Below are 26,215 nucleotides of genomic sequence, written 5' to 3'. Positions count from 1 at the left end.
CCCGGGGCGGGGTCAACCTGAAATTGCAAAATCAAAAACGTAAACAGATTAGCAGAAAATCTCAGCCGGCGCGCGAGGATTTTCGCTCGCCGTTCATCGCGTTCTCGGCCGCCCTGCTCATCAATTGGGCGTAGTCGTTGCCGAACAGGACGTGACAGAAGCGGATCGCCGCCGACACCTGCGACTGCCGATAGGCGCGCGCCCGCGCGTCGCCCGAGCGCAGCGACTGCACCAGCGCTTCGGTGGCCTTCTCGACATATTGCTGCAGGTCGGAATAGGTCCGCAGCGTCACCTCGTTGATCGCGAGCTCGCTGGCATAGTTGCGGCAGACGGCGACGAACTCGATCAGCGCCGCCACCTCCTCGACCTCGCTGCCGTCGACGCCGGCGCCGGCCGGAATGTCCTTGTCGGCGCGCTGGCGCAGGATGCGGCGGACGCGGCCCGGCACGCTGTCGATCTCCGATTGCAGGGCATTGGAGATGTCGGCGCGGATCGCGGTGAGCTGCTTGCCCCAGTTCGATTCCGAGCGCAGGTCGAGCTCGGTGCGCAGGCCGCGAACGCCGTCATGCAGCGTCTTCAGCGTATCGCCGAGATTGGAGAAATGACCGCGCCGGATGTCGGCGCGCAGCACCGAGGCGAGCCCGGCGAGATCGTTGAGCGCGATGGTGACGGCGACGCCGAACGGGGTCGCCGCCACGCGGATCTCGTCGTCCGATGCCGCGATCTTGGTGGCGAGCCGGATGATCTGCCAGGGCGCGGCGAGCCGCTGCATCACCAGCGACAATGCGAACGGCAGCATCGAGGGCGTCTGCAGCGACGGCACGTTGATGGCTTCGGTGACGGAGGCAATCTGCGAATCGCCGAGCACGCGGATGATGCCGGGCAACCGGCCGTTGAGGCCGTCGAGCGCCTCGCGATTCTGCAGCACCAGCCCGATCGGCAGGAGATCCTCGATCACGCTGGGCGCGCCGATGCGGGCCAGCGCGCGCTGGCGGTCGCCGGTCGCGTTGGGGCCGACGAGGTTCATCAGCGCGTCGGCGGCGGCGCGCTGCAGCTTGCGCGCGGCCATCTCGACCTCGCGCGAACTGTCGCTGGAGACCGCCATCGCGGCCTCGAATTCGGCGTAGCGCTCCGGCGCCCCTTCGCGGCCGAGCCACTGCCAGACCGGCAGCAGCGAGGCACGGCGGATCTGGCCGGGACGGAGAGGACCGGTGGAATCGGTGAGGAACGGGTCGAGCGGCCGGAACAGCCGACGCGGGCCATCGCCGCTCTGGCGGCGCTCCTCGCGGGCCTGCGGACGGGCGATCTCGATGGCGGGTTGGGGCCGCGCCGGGTCGGCTGTTGGCGCGGGAGCCGGCGGCGCGACGGGACGCACCACCTTGCGCAGTTGCTCGAGCACCAGGGTCGCCACGGCGACGTCCTGGCCGCGCTCGATGGCGCGCTCGAATTCGCGCATCAGGAGCGACTGCGCGTTCGGCGGCAGCTGCCCGAGATATTCCCTTAACCGCTCGTGAGCTGTCTGACCCATGCGCCGGCGTGCAAATTTCCACGGCGAGAGCGCACATCGCGCACCCCTGCCCGAACCATAGCGTCCGCGGTATTAAGAACACCTTTAGGATGGCGAAATTCGCCGCCCCGTCAAACGCCGGGCAATCTCAGCTCCGCCCGCAGTCCCCCGGTCGGGGCATCGCCCAGGGTCAGGCGGCCGCCATAGAGCGCGGCCAGATCGGTGACGATCGACAGCCCGAGCCCCGACCCCGGCTTGGATTCGTCCAGCCGCTGGCCGCGCCGCAGCACCTGGGCGCGCTCGGCGGCCGAGAGGCCGCGGCCATCGTCGTCGACCACGATCCGCAGCATCGGCGACGCCCCGGACTGGGCCGGCGGCTCCACCGTGAGCTCGACCGAAACCCGCGAAGCCGCCCATTTGCAGGCATTGTCGACCAGATTGCCGACCATCTCCTCCAGATCCTGGCGCTCGCCGCGAAACCTCGCGGCGGGATCGGCGGTCGCCTCGACCACGATGCTGCGGTCGCGGTAGATCTTTTCCATGGTGCGCCGCAGCGCCTCGATGGCCGGCGCCACCTCCGTCACGGTGGATACGATGGTGACGCGCGCGGCGATCCGCGCCCGCTCGAGGTGGTGGGCGACCTGGTCGCGCATGACGTCCGCCTGCTCCATGACCTTGGCCGCGAAGGGGTCCGCCGCATGGGTCGCCGCTTCATTCACGATGACGGAGAGCGGCGTCTTGATGGCATGGGCGAGATTGCCGACATGCGTGCGCGCCCGCTCGACGATCTCGCGATTGGCATCGATCAGCGCATTGGTTTCGCGGGCCAGCGGCGCGATCTCGACCGGAAACTCCCCTTCCAGCCGCTCGGCGCGCCCGGACCGGATGTCGGCGATCGATTCGGAGATGCGTTTCAGCGGCGCGAGGCCATAGCGGACCTGGAAGATGGTCGTGAGCAGCAGCACGATCCCGAGCGCCGTGAAGGTGCCGCCGAGGTAATAGTCGAAGCTGCGGGTCTCGTCGAAGATCTCCGAGGCATCGCCGGCGACGCTGACCAGGAATTTGCCGTCGGAGCCGAGATCCACCGGGCGCTCGACCATGCGCAGGTCCTGGTTCTCCGGCCCCTCGACATAGCCGATCCGGATCCCGGCCGCCGTGAGCTCGACCCCCTGCTCCTCCAGCTTGGGCAGCTTCTTGTCCCACAGCGAGCGCGAGGCCCGTACCTCCGGCTTCTCGGCGTCGGTACGGGTGATCTGCCAGTACCAGCCGGACAGCGGCAGCTCGAACAGCGGCTCGCCCAATGACTGGAATTGGCGGTCCGGCGGATCGTCGGGGGTGGCGACCTCGGCGATCAGGGTGCGCAGATAGAGGTTGAGCCGTCGGTCGAAGGCGCGCTCGGTCGCGTTGCGATAGACCGAGGACAGCACGATGCCGGTAATGGCGAGAATGACCACGAGCCACGCGGTCGCGGACAGGAACAACCGGGTGGCAAGTGAACTCTGGCGCATGACCGCAAACTAGCGAAACGGCCGGCGCCCGGCCACCTCGAATGGCATGCTCCGGAAACGGATCAGGCGCCTGCGGCCGGCGGCGGGGTCAGCAGGTAGCCGAGGCCGCGCACGGTCTGGATGACGTCGCAGTCGAGCTTCTTCCTGATGCGGCCGACGAACACCTCGATCGTGTTCGAATCGCGGTCGAAGTCCTGGTCGTAGAGATGCTCGACCAGCTCGCTGCGCGAGACGACGCGACCGGAATGATGCATCAGATAGGACAGCAGGCGGTATTCGTGTGAGGTCATCTTGACGGGGTTGCCTGACACGCTGACCTTGCCGGTGCGGGTGTCGAGGGTGACCGGCCCGCAGGTCAGCTCGCTCTGGGCATGGCCGGCCGAGCGGCGCAGCAGCGCGCGGATGCGCGCCAGGACTTCCTCGAGATGGAACGGCTTGGCGACATAGTCGTCGGCACCGGCGTCGAAGCCCTGGACCTTGTCGCTCCAGCGGTCGCGCGCGGTCAGGATCAGCACGGGCATCGCCCGGCCATTGCGCCGCCAGGCTTCCAGCACCGAGATGCCGTCCATCTTGGGCAGGCCGATGTCCAGCACGACAGCGTCGTAGGGCTCGCTGTCTCCCAGATAGTGCCCTTCCTCACCATCGAACGCACGGTCCACAACGTAGCCGGCGTCGCTCAGGGCCGTGGTGAGCTGACGGTTGAGATCCGGATCGTCCTCGACAACGAGCAGACGCACGCTTGCCTCCAAAGCTGAACTGCACGATTTCCGCCCTCAAGATGAACCGGAAGGCCGTGAACCGTGCATGAACGGAACCCGAGCGACCAAGTTACTTTTTGGTCATCTCGATCGGGACCGCCGGCAAGGGCCGACAGAATTGGGGCGGATATAAGCTCTGGAGGATGGGCATGTGAAGACCCGCCGCACCGATGGCGGGGCTCGAACGCGGACCCGCGGGGACGCGGACGGACGTTGCTCCCCGGGTCCCCTCCCCAGCCACGCAACGGAGCGGGTCGAACGGTCCTCGTGTCACGTGCGGAAGAACACGAACCAGACCAGGCCAAGGACCAGCAGCGCCAGTCCGGTGGAGATGGCCAGGATCGCCAGGACCGACGGTCCAGGCTCACCCTGCCGCGCTTCGGTGGGGGTCTCGACGATCTGCGTCGGTCGTCTGGCTGCCATGGTGCCCTCAGCTGACTGTTATCCGCGTTCGAGCGTTCGAGCGGTAAAGCGCTCTGTCACGCACTCTCGTTGGCAACGTCGGCAGCCAGGTGATGTTCCGGTACGGCGCCCCCCTGCGACGGGTTAACGCCGATCCGAGAATCTGCCGGCCAGCTTGTTGAATCCGCAGCCTCGGGTGTTATCCTCGCGGCTGCCGCGAGAACGACATCCGCAGCAGCCCGGTTCGGAGCAAGCCGTTAGTTCGGAGTTAAGTGGAGTAGGTCATGGCCCCGCGCGCCAATTGGAAGGGTTTTCTGCGCCTGTCGCTCGTGACCTGTCCGGTCGCGCTCTATCCGGCGACGTCGGAGTCCGAGAAGGTCTCCTTCAACCAGATCAACCGCAAGACCGGCCACCGCATCAAATACAGCAGGGTCGATGCCGAGACCGGCGAGGAAGTCGCCAATGACGACATCGTCAAGGGCTACAAGGTCGACACCGACACCTACATCGAGGTCACCAAGGACGAGCTCGAGGACATCGCGCTGGAATCGACGCACACGATCGAGATCGACGAGTTCGTGCCGCGCACCGACATCGACAGCCGCTATCTGATCCGCCCCTATTACCTCGTCCCTGACGGCAAGGTCGGCCATGACGCCTTCGCGGTCATTCGCGAGACCATCCGCAGCATGGACAAGGTCGCGATCGGCCGTGTCGTGCTCACCAACCGCGAGCACATCATCGCGCTGGAGCCGCTCGGCAAGGGCCTGATGGGAACGCTGCTGCGCTACCCCTACGAAGTGCGCAACGAGGAAGAATATTTCGACGACATCCAGGATGTGAAGATCACCAGCGACATGCTGGATCTCGCCAAGCACATCGTCGAGAAGAAATCGGCCGACTTCCAGCCGGAGAACTTCGAGGATCACTACGAGGCCGCGCTGATCGAGCTCATCAACAAGAAGCGCAGCGGCGTGACGATCGCCGCCAAGGCCGCGCCGAAGTCGAGCGGCAACGTGATCAACCTGATGGACGCCCTGAAGCGCAGCCTTGCCAGCGAGGGTGACAAGGCGCCTGCCGCGGCCGCCCCCGCGCCGAAAGCCAAGGCCAAGAAGCCGAAGAAGCGCGTCGAAGGCCAGCGCGAGATGCTGCTGCCGATCAGCGGCAAGAAGGCCAAGGACGAGACGAAGAAGGCCGAGGAGCCGAAGAAGTCGGAGAAGCCGGTGCGAACCACCGCACGCTCACGCAAGGCGAGTTGACGCTTCGATACGGCGAGCGACCTCCGGATCTCTGCACGTCGTACGGGTCCTCTGCATAACGGTCGCTCGGCCGCGACTGCCGCGAGTTCCAGGTGTTGCAGCGGGCACGCCACACCGCGCGTGGCGCCACGGGTCTTTCATCCACCAAGGACACCGCATCGATCGCCGCCGTCCCATTCACGGCGGAAACATCTGCCTTGGTCAGGTAAGTTGATCCTGCGACGGTGATCCAGCGATCAGGCGCGGATTTGTGATCGTGTCGACATCGCTTCGATGCTTGCGGAATGATCACGTCGCGCCTAGCTCTGCGGCGCGGGATGGTGATCCGGGCGTACAGCTTCCTGATGGAAGATCGATGTGCCTGGTCGGTCGGGACGACGCTGGCGAAGTCGTCCCAGCCGCACGACGCGGCGTATCAGGGGGATATGGATGTTTCAGCACGATACGGACCAACGCCGGGCGCAGTACGCCTAGCGATGGCACGGGTTCAGCTGTCCGAGCTCTCCGCTTTCGCAGCCGTCGCGGATTCGTTGAGCTTCACCAAGGCCGCCGCTTATCTCGGCTGCTCCTTGCCCACCATCAGCCAGACCATCAAGAGCCTCGAGGAGCGGCTGGACGTCAGGCTGTTCAACCGGACGACACGCAGCGTGGCCCTCACGGAGGCCGGCGAGCGCCTGCTGGCGGAGATCCAGCCGATTCTCGAACGGGTCGACCAGGCCATCGAGAGCATCAACGCGTTCCGCGACAAGCCGATGGGCACCCTGCGCCTGACCGTATCCCGCGTGTTCGCCGTAAGGGGGCTCGGCCCCCTGATCAGGTCATTCCTGGCCGAATACCCGGACATCCATATCGAACTGGCTGTCGACGACACCAACAGTGACATCGTGCGCAATCGCTTTGATGCCGGCATCAGATCCGGACACCGGGTGGAGCGCGACATGAAGGTCATCCGCGTCTTCGACGAGTGCAGCTTCGTTGCGGTTGCCGCCCCCGGCTATCTCGCGGCGCATCCCGCGCCGGCCGTTCCCGAGGATCTCCAGGCCCATAATTGCATCCGGCATCGGGTCCCTGCCGACGATACGCTGCAGCCCTGGATCTTCGAAAAGGGCGGCGAGCGCACCGAGATTGCTGTGGACGGCTCCCTCATCGTCAACGACTTCGATCTCGCGCTGAATGCCGCACTCGACGGCATCGGCGTCGCTTATCTCGTCGAGCCGATGATCGAGCCGCATCTGGCCGAAGGACGGCTAATGCGGCTGCTGCCCGGCTGGAGCTACGCGACGCCCGGACTGTTCCTGTACCATCCGAGCCGCCGGCAACCGCCGATGCCGCTGCAGGTCTTTCTCGACTTCGTCAAGCGCTGGCGCAGCGGCGTCACCCTGGACGCGATGACGCGCGCGGCGGATTACGGCGCACACGGGTTGGTAGCAGCGACGTCACATCGAACGTCGATGCACGTCGAGCCCAACCGCCGCTGAGATCACGTGCGAGGCCGGAGAGATCATTCGCGCGTCGGCAGCGACGCTGCGAAACGCCATGATGCGCGCAGTTTGCGATGTGCAGCGGGATTGTTCGGGATTCCCATCTAGCCTATTCACGATTATCACCATTAACAAATCGACACAGCGAGGCCAAAACCGCGGCGTGACCGCGTCGACGCTGGTGCGTGCGAGCAGCGTGTTAACGACGATCGAGTGTGCCTCGAACAAGCAGAGCACATTCATCAAATCGAAATTGGCTCATGCACACTGCATTCAACCATTCCGCCAGTCGCGCCGATCAAGCCGTCGCCGGAATCAAATGTGTGAGAGCAGCAATCTGGCGAAGCCAGAGGCGACACGCGGGGGGCCGTGTGCATCGCCGTCAACCGGAGAAACGGAAATGAAGACGTTGAGGGGCCTGCTACTGGGAACGGGAGCAGTGATACTGTCCGCCGCAGCGGCTCAGGCCGCGGATCTTCCGCTGAAGGCCAAGGCCGTCGAATATGTGAAGGTGTGCTCGCTGTATGGCACCGGCTTCTACTACATTCCAGGCACCGACACCTGCATCAAGCTCGGCGGCTATCTGCGCGCCGAGACCGCGCTGTGGACCAACAGCAACTACGGTGGCGCCTATTCAGGCCAGGCCGGCGCAGACAACCGCCTGAGCAACCGCTATCAGACCCGTTCGCGCCAGGATCTGAACATCGATACGCGCACCGCGACCGAATATGGCGTGGTGCGCACCTACTTCGAGACCGTGCTGAACTGGACCTCGGGCTCCTATGGCGGCGCGGGCGCCGGCGCCACCTCCTACACCGGCGATGCCATCTCGGGCGGCATCGTCGGCGTCTACTACGCCTTCATTCAGTTCGCCGGCTTCACGATGGGCAAGGCGGTGTCGACCTTCGACGCGCCCTGGACCAACTATCCCGGCAACAATTTCGACGGCCTGGTTGGCGGCAGCGGCTCCAACAACGGCGTCAACCAGTTCACCTACACCGCCGATTTCGGCCAGGGCATCACCGCCGCGGTCTCGCTGGAAGACCAGACGCAGTTCTTCACCACCAACATCTGGAACACGTCGGGCATCACCGCGGCCGGCGTGCTCGGCGGCAATTATGGCTCGAGCAGCTTCGGCGGGACGGTGTCTCCCGACATCATCGGCATGGTTCGCGTCGACCAGGCGTGGGGCATCTTCCAGGCGTCGTTCGCCGCGCATGACAATCATGCCGCCTATTACGGCGCGACCGAGACCTCGGGTCATCCCTCCGACAAGTGGGGCTGGGCCGCGCAACTGGCGCTGTCGATCAAGAACATCCCGACCGGTCCGGGCGACGTCGTCAACCTGCAGGCGGTCTACACCGACGGCGCGAGCCGCTACAACTTCCAGAGCCTCGCCAACACGACCTACGCGATGTACGGCGGCACCAACGTAGCCGGCGCCTATCAGAGCATCGGCTTCGCCGGCGTCGCCGACGCGGTGTTCGGCACCGGCACGGGCCTGTCGACCGTGCAGACCTGGGGCATGCGCGGCGCCTTCACCCACAATTGGGATCCGCGCTGGAATACGGCGCTGTACGGCGCCTATGCCCAGGTGCGCTATGGCCAGACGGGATCGAGCCTCATCTGTGCCGGCATTGCCGCCACCGCGATGCTGACGGCGGGCTCGACCTGCAACCCCGACTTCAATCTCGGACAGATCGGCCTCATCACCCGATGGACGCCGGTCAAGGGCCTGACCTTCTCGGCCGACGTGACCTACAGCCACCTCGACCAGAAATATTCGGGCACGGCGATTGCTCCGGCCGTCACGAGCACGGCGAAGCCGGCCGCGATCTACCAGCTCAAGGACCAGGACACGGTGAGCATGCTGCTGCGCGCCCAGCGCAACTTTTGAAGCTGGGCTGTTGAACCTCTGACTGCTCGACGAGCTTCCGGCGATGCCCCCGCCGGAAGCTTCGTTCGTGGAGACTGGCGGCGCGTCGCATGCAACAGAATGGGATGGGGCACAATGCAGCAGGCGTCGTGCACAATCACGACGCCTGTGACTTGATCGGCCAATGAGTTGATTCGGCCAATGAGTTGATCACGCGCCGACTTGATCGCGCGGCAATTTGACCGCCGGGCTACTTGATCGAGGTGTTGATCGCGGTGAACTTGCTGCTCAGCCCCGAGCCCAGGCCATTGACGGCCGCCAGGATCACGATGCTCAATCCGCCGGCAATGATGGCGTATTCGATCGAGGTCGCGCCAGCCTGATTCTTCAGGAAGCTCGCAATCAACTGCCGCATCTACCTCTCCGGTCGGGCTCGATCATCTGACGCGCCGGAAGGGCGCGCCGAGGCCGGGATGGACGCCCCGCCGGAAACCCTCCGTCATCGGCTTGAACAATCGGTTAACCCGATGAGGTACCTGCGCGGCCCAGATTCGGAGCCGGCATTCCATCGCAGGCCCGCCCTCACCCGACGTCCGAGATCCGAACCGGAGTGCAAGCAACTGAACTTGCTTCGCTTTATTCTCAGTCCGCGGCCCCCGGCCGGTTGGCGGCAGAGCCGAGCCGCTGAATCCTCGTCCGACACATTCAGAAAAAATTCGGCTTATCCGCCGGATGCCACGTCATGATCTGGGTCAACGGCGATGGCGTGGACCGCCTTAAAGGTTATCCTGGTCGCCATGAGCACAACAGATTCCGCCCGCCCCCAGCTCAAGATCCGCAGCGTCGCGCTCGACACCGGCCGCGAGAACGTTGTCGTGATCTCCCGCCGCTCGAAGGCGCTGCGGCCCGAGGTCTTCCGCGGCTTCAGCCGCGTCGAGCTGCGCTGCAACTCGCGGACGCTGCTGGCCACACTCCTGATCACCGACGACGACGCACTGATCGGGCCCGACGAGATCGGCCTGTCGGAGCCGGCGCTGCGGCGCTTTGCCGAGCCGGCCGGCACGCTCGCGACCGTGTCGCCCGCGACGCCGCCCGACAGCATGGAGGCGGTCCGGGCCAAGATCCGGGGCGAGACCTTGAGCGACCAGGCGATCGTTGCCGTGATCGAGGACCTCACCCACTACCGCTATTCGGACATGGAGATCGCAGCCTTCCTGATCGGGTCGGCCAGCTTCATGACCTCGGGTGAGCTGCTGGCGCTGACGCGCGCCATGGCCAATGCAGGCACTCAGCTCAAATGGCCGGACCCGGTCGTGGTCGACAAGCATTGCATCGGCGGCATCCCCGGCAACCGCACCTCGATGGTGGTGGTGCCGATCGTCGCCGCCCACGGCCTGACCATCCCGAAGACCTCCTCGCGTGCGATCACCTCGCCGGCCGGCACCGCCGACACGATGGAGGTGCTGGCGCGGGTCAATGTCGGCGCGGAGGAGATGAAATCGATCGTCGCCGCCTGCAATGGCTGCGTGATCTGGGGCGGCCACGTCAACCTGTCGCCGGCCGATGACATCCTGATCTCGGTCGAGCGCCCGCTCAGCCTCGATACCCGCGAGCAGATGGTCGCCTCGATCATGTCGAAGAAGCTCGCTGCCGGCTCGACGCATCTGCTGCTCGACCTGCCGGTCGGCCCGACCGCCAAGCTGACCAGCGGCGCGGAGGCGATGCGCCTGCGCAAGCTGTTCGAATTCGTCGGCGACAGGTTCGGTCTCAAGGTCGAGGTGATCACCACCGACGGCCGCCAGCCGATCGGCAACGGCATCGGGCCGGTGCTGGAGGCGCGCGACGTGATGGCGGTGCTGGGCAACGAGCCGTCGGCCCCGGCTGACCTGCGCGAGAAATCGCTGCGGCTGGCGGCGCATCTGCTCGAATATGATCCGAAGCTGCGCGGCGGCGCCGGCTATAACAGGGCGCGCGAGCTGCTCGACAGCGGCGCGGCGCTCAAGCAGATGCTGAAGATCATCGATGCGCAGGGCCCACCGGAATGCCGCAGCGAGCTCGGCGATCTCGCCTTCGACGTCAAGGCCGAACACGACGGTATCGTGTCCGCGATCGATTGCCTGCGGCTCAATCGCCTGGCGCGCACCGCCGGCGCGCCCGTGAACAAGGGCTCCGGGATCATGCTGTTCAGGAAGATCGGCGATCGTGTCGACCGGGGTGAGCCACTCTATCGCGTGTTCACCTGCGATCCGTCGGAGCATGATCTGGCCGCAGCCGCAGCCGCCGCCAACCACGGCTATAGCCTCGCCGACGGCGCGAACGGTCGTTCGTGATGAACCGTCGTCGAGCATCGATCCATCGTCCTCGGGAGACCGCCGCATGAGTGTGACCGTTCGATTCTGCGGTGCCGCGCACACCGTCACCGGGTCCTGCTATCTGGTCCGGACCGACAACGGACAGATGCTGATCGACTGCGGCCTGTTCCAGGGTCAGAAGACGCTGAAGGAGCTCAATTACGGCGACTTCCCATTCCGTCCCGCCGATATCGACGCAGTGCTGCTGACGCATGCGCATATCGACCATAGCGGCCTGCTGCCGAAACTGGTGCGCATGGGCTTCGACGGCAAGATCTTCGCGACGCGCGGCACCATCGATCTCTGCTCCTGGATGCTGCCCGATGCCGGCAACATCCAGGAGCAGGAGGTGCTGGCGCTGAACCGCCGCAACACCGCGCGCGGCCGCGGCGAGGTCAGCCCGATCTACACCCAAGACGACGCCATCGCCGCGCTGCAATACTTCCAAGCCGTCCCCTACGAGACCTGGACCGATATCATTCCCGGCGTCCGCGCCCGCTACTGGAATGCCGGGCATCTGCTGGGCTCGGCCTCGATCGAGATCGAATTCGCAGGACAAGGCGCCGACGGCGCGCCGCTGCGGCTGCTCGCCTCCGGCGATGTCGGGCCCGACGCCAAGCTGCTGCAGCCGGATCCGAAAGCGCCCGAGGGCTTCGACTACGTGATCTCGGAGGCGACCTATGGCGACCGCATCCGTGAGCCGACCACGCCGGAGCTGCGCCGCGGCCGTCTGGCCGGCGAGGTGCGCGACGCGGCGGCGGCCCAGGGCGCGCTATTGATCCCGGCCTTCGCGGTGGAACGGACGCAGGAGCTGATCGTCGATCTGGTCGGCCTGATGGAGCGTGGCGAGATTCCGGCCGCGCCGATGTTCCTGGATTCGCCGCTGGCGATCCACGCCACCGAGGTGTTTCGCGCGCACACCGAGAGCCTCGACGGCGGCAGCGATGTCGGCCGTCTGTTGTCGTCGTCGCATCTGCGATTCACCGAGACCGTCGATGAAAGCAAGGCGATCGCCAAGCTGACCGGCTTCCACATCATCATCGCCGCCAGCGGCATGTGCGATGCCGGTCGCATCCGCCATCATCTCAAGCGCTGGCTGTGGAACAGCCGCGCCACCGTGCTGCTGGTCGGCTACCAGGCCAACGGCACGCTTGGGCGCTTCCTGCAGGACGGCGTCAAGGCGGTGCGCATCCAGGGCGAGGAGATCAAGGTCGCGGCGCGCATCCGCATGATCGACGACTATTCCGGCCACGCCGACGGCGCCGAGATCGCGCGCTGGATCGCGGCCCGCCGCCCGATCGCGCGCGGCCTCTTCCTGTCCCACGGCGAGGACGCTGCGATCGCGGCGCTGGCGACGCGCGTCGCCGAGCGGATCGTGCCGGCGGCGAAAGTGTTCTCGCCCCTGCTCGACGACGTCTATGAGCTGACGAGCGCAGTGCCGACGCCGCTCGACGTCGCGCGCCGACGGCGGCTGGCGCCGGAGGCGGTCACCCGGCTGGACTGGCACAACGACATGTCGGGTCTGCTGCTCGACATCCACGAGCGGATCGAACAGGCCGCCGACGATCGCGCCCGCGGCGTCATCATCCGCCGCCTGCGCCGGGCGCTGGAGGAGTGATGCGAGCGGCGTAGCCGCGAAGGCTGCGCGCCTGCGATGTTCGTCGTCGAACGGTCACACTTTGATCGCACCTTGAGGACGATCGGGTGCGGTGCGAAGCTCGCAGACGGCGACGCTCTCGCAGCTTGTGCATAGTGAAACACACAACGTGCCGACGGCTGGTCTCCGAGGGCTGTTCTGATAGGCTCGGCACGTGGTTCATGACAACGGAACGATCCGGGTGAACCGGGCGCAGGTGGGGAAACGAGGGGCTCTCACATGCATCAACCATCGAAATGGTGGGCGGGACTGATCGCTGTTGCCGTGCTGTGGCTCGCGGCCATGAGCTTCAAGACGGCGGGGGTCGAGGACGATATCGCACCGCGGGCACGTGCCGCCGTTGCCGCCGCCGTCCCCGACACAGCCGCGGCTCTCAAGGTCTCGGTCGCGGGGCGTGACGTTCGCATCGAAGGGCCGGAGTTCAGTCCCGATCAGTCGACGAAACTGGAGGACGCCGCGTCGGTCAACGGCGTTCGGCTCGTCGACGGCACCTACGACAAGCTGCCGACACCGAAACCGTATGCCTTCCGCGCCACGCGAAACGGCGGCCAGCTCGTGCTCGAAGGCGCGGTGCCGACGCCCGCCGTTCGGAATGCCGTGCTCAATGCCGTCCGTTCGTCCGGCGGTGAGGTGGTCGATCGCCTCGGCTATGCGCTGGGAGCTCCGGCCGACTTCGCGGCCATCGCGAGCCACGGATCGGTCCAGGCCGCCAAGCTCAACGGCGGCGCGTTCGCGCTCGCGGACAAGGCCTATTCGATCGCAGGTGCCGCCGCATCGTCGGACGCCTATGAGGCCGCCATCGCCGCGACGCGGCAGTTGCCGGGCGGCGCCGTGCTCGACAAGGTCGCGATCCTGCCGCCGGAGGCAAAACCGTTCATCTGGAGCGCGGTTCGCGAGAGCAACACGCTGGTGATGTCCGGCGTCGTTCCGAATGACGACATCAGGCGCGCGCTCGAGGCCGCCGCGATCAAGGCCTGGCCCGGCGCGTCGGTGATGCATCACATGCAGATCGCGCGTGGCGCGCCTGCTGGCGATTTTGGTGCCTACACGTCCTATGCGCTGACGGAGCTCACCAGGCTGAGCACGGGCCGCGTCGTCATCTCCGACGCCACCTACACGATTTCGGGCGAGGCGCCCTCGACCGCCGCCTATGACGAAACGATGGCCGGTGTCGGCAAGCTGCCGACCGGGCTGACCTTGGCGAAGGCCGACATTCTGCCGCCGGAGATCAAGCCCTATCGCTGGTCGGCGGAGTTCGACGGCACCGGCTTGAGCCTCACAGGTCTCGCGCCGAGCGGAGCGACCCGCGATGCGATGCTGGGCTCCGCCAGCGGACAGTTCGACGGCAAGCCGATCAAGAGCCAGATCGGCATCGCCCGCGGCGCCCCGGATGGCGACCTTGCCAAAGCGAGCGCGAGCCTGCTGCAGCAGCTCGCCCGGCTTTCGCAGGGGCGCGCCGAGATCAACGACACCCAGGTCTCGCTCAGGGGCGTCGGACTCGCCAACGTCACCGGCGCAGCCGTGCGCGAGCAACTGGCCGGCGCCCTGCCCGCGCCATTTGCGCTCGCGTCCATCGACGTCCGCGACGGCCCGGTCTCGCCTTACGCGTTCGGACTGCAGAAGCAGGACGGCCGTGTCATGCTGAGCGGCTACGTGCCTGATGATGCCGCCCGCCGCGATCTCGTCGACGCCGCCACGTCGACGTTCATCACCGAGACGGTCGAGGACGGCCTGAAGATCGGCGACGGCGCACCAAAGGATTACGTGCAGTCGCTGAAGGCGACGTTCCCGGCGCTGGCGCGGCTGTGGTCGGGTGCGCTGACGGCGAAGGACGCGGCGATCACGGTCGACGGGCTCGCCATCTACGACAAGTCGGCAGAGCAGGTCCGCAAGGAGCTCGCCGATGCGGTCGGCAGCGGCTTCAAGCTCGACGACGTCAAGATCGGCCTCAAGCCGGAAAGCCCGCCACTCGCGGTCGCGGAGTGCCAGCCGGCGTTCAACGGGCTGCTCGCCAAGGGCCGCGTCCGCTTCAGCACCGGCAGCGCCGAGCTCAGCCGCGAGTCGCTGGCGCTGCTCGATCACCTGATCGAGGTTGCGCAGCGCTGCAAGGACGCCGAGATCGCGATCGAAGGCCACACCGACAATGTCGGCGACGAAGATAACAACATGGACCTCTCCAAGCGCCGGGCGGCCGCGGTGGTCGGCTATATCGGCGACGCCGGCATCGACACCTCGCGCATGACCTCGGAAGGCTACGGCCAGACCAAGCCGGTCGCCTCCAACGACACGGCCGAAGGCCGCGCGCAGAACCGCCGCATCGAATTCGTCGTCAAGTGAGGCGCTGACATCATGATGTACGACCTTGCGACATTTCCGTTCTGGATCATCCTCGCCGTCGGCATCGGCGGCTTTGTCGGCTGGCGCACCTGGTCGGACGCGCCGCGGCCGGATTGGCTGAGAAGCTGGCTGCTGCCGGCGACGCTCGCCCTCGTCATCGGGATCGTGATGGCGCTGCTGAGCGTGCTGCCCGGACGTGCCGGCCTGTGGCTCGAGGTCGGCCTGCTGATGGTCGGCGCCTATGTGCTCGGCTGCCTGATCGGCGGACAGCTCAAGGACTATGTCGGGCTGGGTGACACCAGTGCGATGTCGCCGGGCGGTCCTGGACACAGCGTCGCGTTCGCCGGCGCAACGGCGGCGGCCAGTCCTTGGGCGGACAGCCTATCCCCGGCTGCGCAGGCCGCAGCCAGCGTCGAGGCCGATCGCCTCGCCACTGAAGCCGCCGCAAAGGCCGAAGCCGATCGTGTTGCGGCCGAAGCCGCTGCAAGGGCGGAGGCCGAGCGTCTAGCCGCCGAAACGGCCGCAAAGGCCGAGGCTGAGCGGCTCGCCGCGGAGGCCGCGGCAAGGGCCGAGGCTGATCGTCTGGCGGCTGAAGCCGCAGCGAAGGCCGAAGCCGAACGGCTCGCTGCCGAGGCGGCGGCGAACGCCGAGTCCGAGCGCCTTGCTGCGGAGGCCGCCGCGAAAGCCGAAGCGGACCGCCTCGCTGCGGAAGCAGCCGCGAAAGCAGAGGCCGATCGTGTTGCGGCAGAAGCGGCCGAAAAGGCCGAAGCTGAACGCTTGGCCGCTGAGGCAGCGGCGAAAGCCGAAGCAGACCGTCTTGCGGCGGAGGCCGTCGCGAAAGCCGAGGCGGAGGCTCAGCGTCTCGTGGCCGAAGCGACCGCCAAGGCCGAGGCCGATCGCCTCGCCGCCGAAGCGGCCGCAAGGGCGGAAGCCGATGACCTCGCCGCAGACGCCGAGGCGGAACGGCTTGCAGCCGAGGTTGCCGCATCATCGGCGCCGGAGATCCCGGCCACAGCCGACGGCAGACCGCCGGCCCTGCCCGCCCCCGAGGGCACCGCCGATGATCTCAAGCTGATCAAGGGCATCGGACCCAAGAACGAGCGCGTCCTCAACGACATCGGCATCCACCATTACAGCCAGATCGCGACCTGGTCGCCTGACCATGCGAGCTGGGTCGGCCATCACATGGCCTTCCCCGGCCGCATCGAGCGCGAGCATTGGATCGCGCAGGCCAAGCTGCTCGCCGCCGGCCTAGACACCGCGCATTCGACTGCGGTGAAGTCGGGCGCGATCACGATCGATGATCAGGCCGACGCGCCGCTGAGCGAGGACGAGGCCAGCTACCTCCTGGCCCACCTGCCGGCGCTGATGCCGCCCGTCGAGAACGAGGACGCCCATGGCGGCAGCCGGCCGCTCGGGCTGGCGGCGCCGCGCGGTGGGCAAGCCGACGATCTCAAGCTCATCAAGGGTATCGGCAAGCAGAACGAGGCCCGGCTGCACGGCCTCGGCATCTGGCATTTCGAGCAGATCGCAGCCTGGACCGCCGAGCACGCCAAATGGGTCGGCTCGTATCTGGCGTTCGCAGGACGGATCGAGCGCGAGCGATGGATCAGCCAAGCCAGGGAGCTGGCGAACGGCCGATCGACCGAATTTGCGAAACGCGTCGAGGCTGGCCTGGTGAAGTCATCGCTCGACGACGGCTCGCGCGGGCAGGACAACATCGAGATCCTTCAGCCGCGCGAGTAGCGGCCCCAACTGACGAACCGTAGGGTGGGCAAAGGCGATGCTGTGCTCTCTCCTCACGTCCCATCGTGGTGACGCCGTGCCCGCCATCTCGCCGCGGGCTGCTGTGCCCGGCGCCTTTGCCCACCCTACCTGTCTTTCCTACTCCGCCATCTCCACCGCCTCGTTGCGCGACGGGCCGGCCAGCGGCCGCTCCTCCATCAGCATCATGCAGACGGAGGCACAGGCCAGCATCGCGGTGGCCGCGGCATAGACGAAGCGGAAGGCATGGATCATGTCGGCTTCCGCGATGCCGCTGACCGCGCCATGGGCGCCCTCCGCCAGCGAAATGTCGGCGCCCAGCGCCATCAGCAGGATGGCGCTGAAGGCCGCGACCGTGAACGAGGACATCATCGAGCGGAAGAAGTTCATGGCGCCGGTGATGGTGCCGATCTGGGAGCGGTCCACCGCGTTCTGCAACGACACCACCGAGATCGGGAATGCGGTGCCGAGCCCGATGCCGTAGATCGACAGCAGCGCCATCAGCACCCAGAGCGAGGGCGTCGTCACCGTCATGACCGCGGCGGCGATGGTGCCGATGATCGTGCCCACGATGGCCACGCGCTTGTAGTGCTTGACCCGGGCCATGGTGCGGCCAGCAATCGCGGCGCCGAAGGTCGAGATCGCCGCGATCGGAATCAGGCCGAGGCCGGCCTCGCTCGGCGTCAAATGATAGACCAGCTCGTAATAGAGCGGCAGATGGACCGTGAGCCCGATCAGCGCGCCGAGTGCGCAGCCGCTTGCCAGCATGCCGTAGGGCACGACCGTGCCGCCCATCAGCGACAGCGGCAGGAACGGCTCATCGGCCCGTTTGGCGTGCCAGACGAAGGCCAAGCCCAGCGCCACCGCGCTGCCGATCATCGCCAGCAAGGTCGGCGACAGCCAGGCCAGCTTGTGGCCGCCCCAGGTCAGCACCAGCATGAACACGACGGCCGAGGCCATCAGCAGCAGGCCGCCGGCCCAGTCGACCTTGCGCAGCCGGTGATAGACCGGCAGCCGGCCCATCTTGGGCAGCAGCAATGCGAGCGCCGCGATCGCGAGCGGGACGTTGATCCAGAAGATCATCGACCAGTGCAGATGGTCGGCGAAGAAGCCGCCGATCACCGGCCCGAGCAGGCCGGCCAACAGCCAGACGCCGCTGAAATAGGCCTGGTACTGGCCGCGCTCGCGCGGGCTGACGACGTCGGAGATCACGGTCTGGACCACCGGCATGATGCCGCCGCCACCCAGCCCCTGCAGGCCGCGGGCAAGGATCAGCACCGGCATGTTCGGCGCCAGCGCGCAGACGACCGAGCCGACCACGAACAGGCTGAGCGCGGTGATGATCATCGAGCGGCGGCCATAGATGTCGCAGAGCGTGCCGAACACCGGCGCCACCGCGGTCGATGCCAGCAGGTAGGCGGTGATCACCCAGGAGAGATTGGCGACGTCCTGGAACTCGCGGCCGATGGTCGGCAGCGCGGTCGCCACGATGGTCTGGTCGAGCGCGGCCAGGAACATCGTCAGCAGCAGGCTCATCAGGATGGTCCGCACCTCGGCCTGGGTCAGCGGCACGGGCGGCGCGAGCGGCGGCGCATCCTCGATCGCCTGCACCTGCGGCGGAATGGCCGGCAGCTCGGCGGCGATCTCTTCGGGCAGGGATGGGGACGCGGCAGGACAATGGCTCTGCCGATCGAACTTGTTCATGGGATGAATGCTATGCCGGGCGCGACCAACGCCGCGCGGATTCGCTGACTGGCGAACTACTTAAGGCATAAATTTCCCCCGCGGCAGCCGGCCGGGCGCATGGGTGCATCCCGACAGCACGAGAACGGTCGCATCATCGTGATTTGCTGCGAACGCGAGGTGATCGAGCCTATTTCGGCCGTCGCTTCAGCTTGGCCCGCTTCGGCAGCAGCACCGGCCATTGCACGATGTGATCCTCGAGCTGGTCGTCCGGAACGTCGTCCTCGGTCCCTTCGACCCGGCCGCGCACCGAGACGCCGGCTTCATGCACCGTCTGAGGATCGCCCGAGATCAAGGGATGCCACCAGTAGAGATCGCGCCCCTCGGCCACGAGTCGGTAGCCGCAGCTCGGCGGCAGCCACGTCAGGGTGCGGACGTTCTCAGGCGTCAGGCGAACGCAATCCGACACTTGTTCGGAACGATTCGGGTAGTCCTTGCAGGCACATAGCCCGGCATCCAAGAGCTTGCACGAGATGTGGGTGAAGTAGATGTCGCCGGTATCCTCGTCTTCGAGCTTCTCCAGGCAGCAGCGCCCGCAGCCATCGCAGAGGCTTTCCCATTCTGCCTCGGACATCTCTTCCAAGATCTTGGTTTTCCAGAACATTCCCTCCTGGCCCGAGGGACGTTTGAGCGGTGCGGTCATCGGGCGATTCTCAAGGAGGGCGTGGCGTGGCCGCCATCTAGGTGCCCGGCCCCGAGCCGCGCAAGGGGCTTTGCCGATTACGGCGGCACGTTAGCTTTGTGCATCAAATTGTGAGCGGAACCATTGGTTTGTGACCTCCGCTCGGCTAGATAGATGGTTGAGTCACTCCGGCGCGGCGCCGGCAACGCGGCTTGGGGTCAGGTGCTCGGGTTCGGGCGGCTGACTATGCAGTGCCATGGGTTTGCCGCAACAATCGCGCAAGACCCTTCGATGGCCCCCAGCCCCACTTGCTGAGTGCTTTCGAAGCCAGCTGACACGCTTTCGAAACGACCAGGGTTCCCGTGCGGCAGATCATTCCAGACGATTGGAAGAAGCGGATCAACAATTTCCGCCTGGATCTCGACGCCCGCTTCGATTCGGCGCTGTTCTCCTCCCTGCGCGGCACCCGCGAGCTGTATGAACGCTATTCGGCGTTCATGGACCGCTTCTATGTCGGCGGCTGGAAGCGCTGGGTGTTCGTCGAGCCGTTCTCGGAGGCCGCCACCATCGGGCTGGGCGGCCTGGTGCTGATGCTGGCGCTCGCGATCCCCGCCTTCCGGGAAACAGCCGACGAGGACTGGCTGAAGAAGTCCGACCTCGCCGTCACCTTCCTCGACCGCTACGGCAACCCGATCGGCAGCCGCGGCATCAAGCACAACGACTCGATCCCGCTTGAGGACTTTCCGGACAATCTGATCAAGGCGACGCTCGCCACCGAGGACCGCCGCTTCTACGATCATTTCGGCATCGACATCGCCGGCACAGCGCGCGCCCTCGTCACCAACGCCCAGGCCGGCGGCGTCCGCCAGGGCGGCTCCTCGATCAGCCAGCAGCTCGCCAAGAACCTGTTCCTGTCCAACGAGCGCACCATCGAGCGCAAGGTCAACGAGGCGTTCCTGGCGATCTGGCTGGAAACCCGGCTGACCAAGAACGAGATCCTCAAGCTCTATCTCGACCGCGCCTATATGGGCGGCGGCACCTTCGGCGTCGACGGCGCGGCACACTTCTATTTCAACAAGTCGGTGCGCGACATCAACCTCGCCGAAGCCGCGATGCTGGCCGGCCTGTTCAAGGCGCCGACCAAGTTCGCCCCCCACATCAACCTGCCCGCCGCCCGCGCCCGCGCCAACGTCGTGCTCGACAATCTGGTCGACGCCGGCTTCATGACCGAAGGCCAGGTGTTCGGCGCCCGCCGCAACCCGGCCTTCGCGGTCGACCGCCGCGATGAGAGCTCGCCGAACTACTTCCTCGACTACGCCTTCGACGAGATGCGCAAGCTGGTCGACACGTTCCCGAAATCCTACACCGAGCGCGTCTTCGTGGTGCGGACCTCGATCGACATGACCGTGCAGCATGCGGCCGACGAGGCGATCGAGAACCAGCTGCGCCAGTTCGGCCGCGACTATCATGCGACCCAGGCGGCGACTGTCGTCTCCGACCTCGACGGCGGCATCCGCGCCATGGTTGGCGGCCGCGACTACGGCGCCAGCCAGTTCAACCGCGCCGTGGACGCCTACCGGCAGCCGGGGTCATCTTTCAAGCCCTATGTCTACACCACCGCGCTGCTGAACGGCTTCAAGCCGACGTCGATCGTCGTCGACGGTCCGGTCTGCATCGGCAATTGGTGCCCGCAGAATTATGGCCATTCCTATTCCGGCTCGGTCACGCTGACGCAGGCGATCACGCGCTCGATCAACGTCGTGCCTGTGAAGCTGTCGATCGCGCTTGGCGGCAGGGAGGGTCCGAAGGCCGGCCGCGCCAAGATCATCGAGGTCGCCCGGCGCTTCGGCCTCAAGGCGCCGCTGCCCGACACGCCGTCGATGCCGATCGGCTCCGACGAGGTCACGGTGCTGGAGCACGCGGTCGCCTATGCGACCTTCCCGAACAAGGGCAAGGCGGTGACGCCGCATTCCGTGCTCGAGGTCCGCACCGGCGGCGGCGACCTGGTCTGGCGCTGGGACCGCGACGGCCCGAAGCCGAAGCAGGCGATCCCGGCCTCGGTTGCTGCCGACATGGCGGGCATGATGAGCCACGTCGTCAGCGAAGGCACCGCACGCCGCGCCGCACTCGACGGCATTCCGACCGCCGGCAAGACCGGCACCACCAATGCCTATCGGGACGCCTGGTTCGTCGGCTACACCGGCAACTTCACCTGCGCGGTCTGGTACGGCAATGACGACTATTCGCCGACCAACCGTATGACCGGCGGCTCGCTGCCGGCACAGACGTGGCACGACATCATGGTCGCCGCGCATCAGGGCATCGAGGTCAAGGAGCTGCCCGGAGTCGGCATGGGCGAGAAGCTGCCGCCGCAGCCCGCGTCCGCCGCGATGGCGCAGGCCGGCCAGCCGAAAACGCTGGAGATCAAGCCCGGCCCGCCGCCGGTCCTGACCCGTCGCGGCGCCGACGTCCTGGTCCAGGTCGAGAAGATGCTCGACGACGCCGCGCGCGTGGCCGAGAAGGCGGCGCCCGTCGATCCGCGCAAACCCGCCAAGCCGGTGTCGTCGAGCGCGCTGGCCTTTCCTGAAAACTACGTCGCGGCAACGGCCGACGGCGTGACCACTCCTGCCCTGCGCAAGAACTGACGTCAGCGATCCCCGTGCGGCTGCTCTTCATCACCCTGCTTACGCTCCTGATCGCCACCGGCGTCGGCATCGGCGCGACCTGGATGACGACGACCCGCGGCACCGAATTCGGCACCTTGACGATCGGCGCGTGGACGGCGCGTCCGAAGACGGGCACGGCCGACGTCGACCCCTATGCCCGCGCGACCATCACCCGCAACGGCGAGCTGCCGATCGGCACCGGCGACGGCGTGGCCTTCACCGCCACCAGAGACGACAAGAAGAAGCCGCTCGACGGTCGCTGCGACATCCTCGTCAGCGGCGTCACGCCCCCCGCCCGCTTCTGGACGCTCACGCTCTACGACCGCAAGGGCCACCTCGTCGCCAACACGCTGCAGCGCTACGGCTTCACTAGCCAGGAGCTGGTGCGAGGTGCCGATGGCTCCTTCGAGATTCGCGTCGCCGCGCGCTCGCGCTCCGGCAACTGGCTGCCGACCGGCGGCATCGAGCGCTACGCGCTGATGCTGCGGCTCTACGACACGCCGGTCGGTGTCGCAACCCGCACGCAGCGCGACGCGCCGATGCCGTCGATCACGACAGTGGGCTGCCCATCATGATCCGGCTGCTGTTCACGGTCGTCGTCGGCGTGCTGCTCGGCGGCGTGGTCCATCTCGTCAGCGTGCTGGCGTTGCCTCGGATCTCGACCCAGGACGCCTATTCCCGGCTGACGCCGATGACCAAGCTGAACGCCGTGACGCCCTTGCCGCTCGCCGATCCCGGCAATTCGCCGATGCCGTTCATGGACCCGGCTTTCGCCATGGCGATCTGCCGCTACGATCTGTCCGACGGACCACTGAAGCTCACGGTTCCGGTGAGCCAGGCCTATACGTCGGTGTCGTTCTATACGCGCAACGAGATCGCCTACTACGCCATCAACGATCGCTCCGCCGGCAAGCGCGTGATCGAGCTCAACCTGATGACCGAGGCGCAGCATGAAGACCTGCCCGAGGACGAGGAGATCACGGCCGCCGACCGGCTGATCATCGATTCGCCGACGACGACCGGGTTGATCGTGCTGAAGGCCCTTGCCGCCGAGCCGGGTCTCATGCCGCAGGCGCAGGCCTCCCTTGCAGCGGCAAGCTGCGGCGTACAGACCGAGGCACCGGCCAAGGCCGAGAAGCCGCGCGGCAAACGATAAGTCAATACGACGTCCTGGATGAATTCGACAACACTCTCTTCATCCTTGGTGGCATAGTCGTTGTCGCGCGCCGCTGCTATGACGTATCAGGACGGCGGCGCTTCGCTCAACATCAGGTCATGGCTCTCGAAATCGAACGGAAGTTTCTCGTCAAGTCCGATGCTTGGCGGGATCAGGCGACGCACAGTGAACGCCTGCGCGACGGGCTCGTCGCACGTCAGGACGGCCTCAAGGTTCGCGTTCGCTGCTATGGCAACCGGACGACGCTGTGCGTGAAGAGCGGCCGCCGCGGCCTGACCCGAGATGAATTCGAATACGACATCCCCGCGGACCACGCCGCGGTACTGTTCGCGCATTGCAATGGGCGCATCCTCGAAAAGACGCGTCACTACGTGCCCGCGGAAAGCGGCGTCTGGGAGGTCGACGTCTACCACGACGCGCTCGAGGGCGTCGTCATCGCCGAGATCGAGCTGCCGACCGAAACGACCGTCGTGACCCTTCCCGACTGGGTCGGCGACGAGGTCACCGGCGACCCGCGCTACAGCAAGGCCAACATGCTGACGGAGCGCTCGCGCGCCGCGAAGGTCCGGGAGCTGCGGCGCGCGCGCCTTGCAGGGCTGTGATGCACGCACGGGCCGTTGCGGCTTGACCCCTGTCAAATCACCCGTCGAGGGCCCACCTTAAACAGCGCGGACTTGGCGGTCTGAACGATCGCGCATGGAGTTTGCACGATGAGTTCATCGCAGGTGATGTCACAGGCGCTGCGCGCCAAGATCATGTCGGCGGACGAGGCTGCCGCGCTGGTCGAGCCCGGCAACCATGTCGGCATGAGCGGCTTCACCGGGTCGGGCTACCCGAAAGCGGTGCCGCTCGCGCTGGCGCGCCGGATCGAAGCCGCACATGCGCGCGGCGAGCCGTTCCGCATCGGCGTGTGGACCGGGGCAAGCACCGCGCCCGAGCTCGACGGCGCGCTCGCCCGGGCTGATGGCATCGACCTGCGCCTGCCCTATCAGTCCGATCCGGCGACACGACAGCGCATCAACGCCGGCAGCATCGACTATATCGATCTGCATCTCAGCCATGTCGCACAGTTCGTGTGGTTTGGCTTTCTCGGCCATCTCGACGTCGCCGTGATCGAATGCGCCGGCATCCTGCCCGACGGGCGGCTGATCCCATCGACCTCGATCGGCAACAACAAGACCTGGCTCGATCTGGCGGACCGCGTCATCATCGAAGTCAATTCGTGGATGAACCCGGCGCTGCTCGGCATGCACGACATCTATTACGGCACGCGCCTTCCGCCACATCGCAAACCGATCCCGATCGTGGCGCCCGGCGACCGCATCGGCGAGACCACCTATCGCTGCAATCCGGACAAGGTCATCGCGGTCGTCGAGACCCATGCGCCGGACCGCAACACGAGCTTCGCCGCGCCCGACGATGTCTCCGGCGCGATCGCCGGGCACATCCTGGAGTTCTTCGCACACGAGGTGAAGCAGGGCCGCCTCCCGCGCAATCTGCTGCCGCTGCAATCCGGCGTCGGCAATGTCGCGAACGCCGTCATGGCCGGGCTCGACGACGGGCCGTTCCCGCATCTCACCGCCTACACCGAGGTGCTGCAGGACGGCATGCTGAATTTGATCCGCTCGGGCCGGATGGATCTCGCTTCCGCGACCGCATTGTCGCTGAGCTCGGAAGCTGCGATCGAATTCAATCGCGAGATCGAGTTCCTGCGCGACCGCATCGTGCTGCGGCCGCAGGAGATCTCCAACCATCCCGAGGTGATCCGCCGGCTCGGCGTCATCGCCATGAACGGCATGATCGAGGCCGACATCTACGGCAACGTCAATTCGACCCATGTCCGCGGCAGCAGCATCATGAACGGCATCGGCGGCTCCGGGGACTTCGCCCGCAACGCCTATCTATCGATCTTCATGACGCCCTCGACGGCAAAAAATGGGACGATCTCCTGCATCGTGCCGATGGTCACCCATGTCGACCACACCGAGCACGACGTACAGGTTCTCGTGACCGAACGGGGCCTCGCCGATCTGCGCGGCCTGTCGCCGAAACAGCGGGCCCGCGCCATCATCGACCAGGCGGCGCATCCCAAATTCCGGCCGGCGCTGGCGGACTATTTCGAACGCGCCTGCCGTGATTCGACCGGCAAGCACACGCCGCATCTGCTCGAGGAGGCGTTCCGCCTGCTCAGGCCGGAATGAGCGCTGCGGCCCGATCACCGCAGCGGCACGTCTCGTAGGCAACGGGATCGTGGCTGTTCACGATCGTGACCCGGTCGCCATGGTCGCATTTCAGGCGCCGCAGCCGCTCCTGGTTGGCGATCCGCATCGTGCGATCCTGATCGCCCTTGCGCTGGAATAGCCCGAGCAGCAGCGGAATGCGTGGCCGCGGATCGAGCTGGCCGTGGAAGAAATAGGCATCGCCGGCGTGCAGCAGCCATTTGTCGCCGCGACGCACGGCGACGCCGCAATGCCCGCGCGTATGGCCCGGCAGAGGAATGATCAGGATGTCGCCGCTGCGATCGACGGCAGCGCGGACGCCGCGAAAGCCGAACCAGTCCTCGCCGTCATCGCCGTAGAACTGCCAATCGGGACGATGCCGCCATTGGCCGGCGACGTAGCGGCCGCGCGGCGGCGCCGGAGCCCCCTCGACGGCCATCGCATGCTCCGCGCGATGAACGTGCACCTTGGCCTTCGGGAAATCGCCGATGCCACCGGCGTGGTCGCGGTCGAGATGAGTGAGCAGGATGTGCCTGACGTCATCGGGCGAGAAGCCCCATGCCCGCACCCGCTGCAGCGCCGTCTCCGACGCGTCGAGAAGCGGCGCGGCCTGCCTCACCCAGCGTGCCCCCAATCGTTCGGGCGCGGCGATGTCGCCGGTGCCGATGCCGGTGTCGACGAGGACCAGGCCGTCATCGCTTTCGATTAGCAGGCAGTGGCAGACGAGGCGGGCGCGCGCGAACAGGCCGCCGCTGCCGCTCACCAGCCGACCGCCGCGTGGACACATCGTGCCGGTGTTGAGGTGGTGGACGCGCATCGATCTCCTCCTTCATTGCCGATATCGGGCGCATCCTTGCGTGCCGGCCTGAGATAAGTAAAATATTGATC

The 26,215-nt window shown here is 66.5% G+C and carries 20 protein-coding genes; 12 read left to right on the top strand and 8 right to left on the bottom strand.

All coding sequences use genetic code 11. The annotated features are described in order from the left end of the window. Positions 1-61: 61 nt before the first annotated feature. The 4 genes from QX124_RS23135 to QX124_RS23120 form a co-directional block, all read right to left on the bottom strand. A complete protein-coding gene (locus QX124_RS23135; RefSeq protein WP_315798372.1) occupies positions 62-1,528 on the bottom strand; it encodes a hypothetical protein in 1,467 nt (488 codons plus the stop codon). Positions 1,529-1,638: 110 nt separating this feature from the next. Next, on the bottom strand, positions 1,639-3,015 hold the full coding sequence (locus QX124_RS23130) for a sensor histidine kinase (RefSeq protein ID WP_315739840.1): 1,377 nt from the start codon (positions 3,013-3,015) through the stop codon (positions 1,639-1,641). Positions 3,016-3,077: 62 nt separating this feature from the next. After that, positions 3,078-3,752 (bottom strand): response regulator transcription factor, encoded by a 675-nt coding sequence (locus QX124_RS23125; RefSeq protein ID WP_006614547.1) that lies wholly within the window; start codon positions 3,750-3,752, stop codon positions 3,078-3,080. A 291-nt stretch (positions 3,753-4,043) separates the two neighbouring features. Then, positions 4,044-4,196 (bottom strand): hypothetical protein, encoded by a 153-nt coding sequence (locus QX124_RS23120; RefSeq protein WP_315739841.1) that lies wholly within the window; start codon positions 4,194-4,196, stop codon positions 4,044-4,046. 263 nt (positions 4,197-4,459) lie between these two features. Here QX124_RS23120 and QX124_RS23115 point away from each other — a divergent pair, with 263 nt between their 5' ends. From QX124_RS23115 to QX124_RS23105, 3 genes are all read left to right on the top strand, one after another. Then, complete coding sequence (locus QX124_RS23115) at positions 4,460-5,434, top strand: Ku protein (RefSeq protein ID WP_315739842.1); 975 nt, start codon at positions 4,460-4,462, stop codon at positions 5,432-5,434. A gap of 476 nt (positions 5,435-5,910) precedes the next feature. After that, positions 5,911-6,912 carry a LysR family transcriptional regulator gene (locus QX124_RS23110; RefSeq protein ID WP_315798398.1) on the top strand — a complete coding sequence of 334 codons (1,002 nt, stop codon included), beginning with the start codon at positions 5,911-5,913 and terminating at the stop codon, positions 6,910-6,912. A 403-nt stretch (positions 6,913-7,315) separates the two neighbouring features. Continuing rightward, positions 7,316-8,812 (top strand): porin, encoded by a 1,497-nt coding sequence (locus QX124_RS23105; RefSeq protein ID WP_315756474.1) that lies wholly within the window; start codon positions 7,316-7,318, stop codon positions 8,810-8,812. Between the two features lie 229 nt (positions 8,813-9,041). Here QX124_RS23105 and QX124_RS23100 read toward each other — a convergent pair whose 3' ends face one another. Then, positions 9,042-9,206 (bottom strand): Flp family type IVb pilin, encoded by a 165-nt coding sequence (locus QX124_RS23100; RefSeq protein ID WP_315716136.1) that lies wholly within the window; start codon positions 9,204-9,206, stop codon positions 9,042-9,044. 382 nt (positions 9,207-9,588) lie between these two features. On the opposite strand from QX124_RS23100, the gene QX124_RS23095 reads away from it, so the two are divergent. From QX124_RS23095 to QX124_RS23080, 4 genes are all read left to right on the top strand, one after another. Then, positions 9,589-11,121: a thymidine phosphorylase family protein gene (locus QX124_RS23095; protein ID WP_315798371.1), complete on the top strand. Its 1,533-nt coding sequence runs from the start codon at positions 9,589-9,591 to the stop codon at positions 11,119-11,121. Between the two features lie 46 nt (positions 11,122-11,167). Beyond that, positions 11,168-12,760, top strand: coding sequence for an MBL fold metallo-hydrolase (locus tag QX124_RS23090; protein WP_315739845.1), 1,593 nt, complete (start codon positions 11,168-11,170; stop codon positions 12,758-12,760). A 258-nt stretch (positions 12,761-13,018) separates the two neighbouring features. Then, entirely contained in the window at positions 13,019-15,136 is a 2,118-nt protein-coding gene (locus QX124_RS23085) for an OmpA family protein (protein WP_315798370.1), read from the top strand. Between the two features lie 12 nt (positions 15,137-15,148). Beyond that, on the top strand, positions 15,149-16,882 hold the full coding sequence (locus tag QX124_RS23080; RefSeq protein WP_315798369.1) for a cell envelope biogenesis protein TolA: 1,734 nt from the start codon (positions 15,149-15,151) through the stop codon (positions 16,880-16,882). 138 nt (positions 16,883-17,020) lie between these two features. Here QX124_RS23080 and QX124_RS23075 read toward each other — a convergent pair whose 3' ends face one another. Both QX124_RS23075 and QX124_RS23070 read right to left on the bottom strand, forming a co-directional pair. Beyond that, positions 17,021-18,604, bottom strand: a complete 1,584-nt coding sequence (locus QX124_RS23075; protein ID WP_315798368.1) for an MDR family MFS transporter — start codon at positions 18,602-18,604, stop codon at positions 17,021-17,023. Between the two features lie 169 nt (positions 18,605-18,773). After that, positions 18,774-19,286, bottom strand: a complete 513-nt coding sequence (locus QX124_RS23070) for a YcgN family cysteine cluster protein (protein ID WP_315739849.1) — start codon at positions 19,284-19,286, stop codon at positions 18,774-18,776. A 341-nt stretch (positions 19,287-19,627) separates the two neighbouring features. On the opposite strand from QX124_RS23070, the gene QX124_RS23065 reads away from it, so the two are divergent. The 5 genes from QX124_RS23065 (at position 19,628) to QX124_RS23045 (ending at position 25,309) form a co-directional block, all read left to right on the top strand. Beyond that, positions 19,628-21,910, top strand: a complete 2,283-nt coding sequence (locus QX124_RS23065) for a PBP1A family penicillin-binding protein (protein ID WP_315756480.1) — start codon at positions 19,628-19,630, stop codon at positions 21,908-21,910. Positions 21,911-21,924: 14 nt separating this feature from the next. Continuing rightward, the gene (locus QX124_RS23060) at positions 21,925-22,506 is read left to right on the top strand and encodes a DUF1214 domain-containing protein (RefSeq protein WP_315777560.1); all 582 of its coding nucleotides are present in this window, start codon (positions 21,925-21,927) and stop codon (positions 22,504-22,506) included. Further along, a complete protein-coding gene (locus QX124_RS23055) occupies positions 22,503-23,087 on the top strand; it encodes a DUF1254 domain-containing protein (protein WP_315739852.1) in 585 nt (194 codons plus the stop codon). The genes QX124_RS23060 and QX124_RS23055 overlap by 4 nt, the downstream gene beginning before the upstream one ends. Before the next feature lie 119 nt (positions 23,088-23,206). After that, positions 23,207-23,710 (top strand): CYTH domain-containing protein, encoded by a 504-nt coding sequence (locus QX124_RS23050; RefSeq protein ID WP_315777559.1) that lies wholly within the window; start codon positions 23,207-23,209, stop codon positions 23,708-23,710. A 108-nt stretch (positions 23,711-23,818) separates the two neighbouring features. After that, entirely contained in the window at positions 23,819-25,309 is a 1,491-nt protein-coding gene (locus tag QX124_RS23045) for an acetyl-CoA hydrolase/transferase family protein (RefSeq protein ID WP_315739854.1), read from the top strand. Here QX124_RS23045 and QX124_RS23040 read toward each other — a convergent pair. Further along, a complete protein-coding gene (locus tag QX124_RS23040; protein ID WP_315798367.1) occupies positions 25,296-26,144 on the bottom strand; it encodes an MBL fold metallo-hydrolase in 849 nt (282 codons plus the stop codon). The genes QX124_RS23045 and QX124_RS23040 overlap by 14 nt on opposite strands. Positions 26,145-26,215: the final 71 nt, after the last annotated feature.

Source organism: Bradyrhizobium sp. SZCCHNRI3043 (assembly GCF_032377735.1).
Classification (GTDB): domain Bacteria; phylum Pseudomonadota; class Alphaproteobacteria; order Rhizobiales; family Xanthobacteraceae; genus Bradyrhizobium.
Note: the sequence above shows the minus strand (reverse complement) of the source record. Positions and strands in the feature narration are given on the sequence as shown.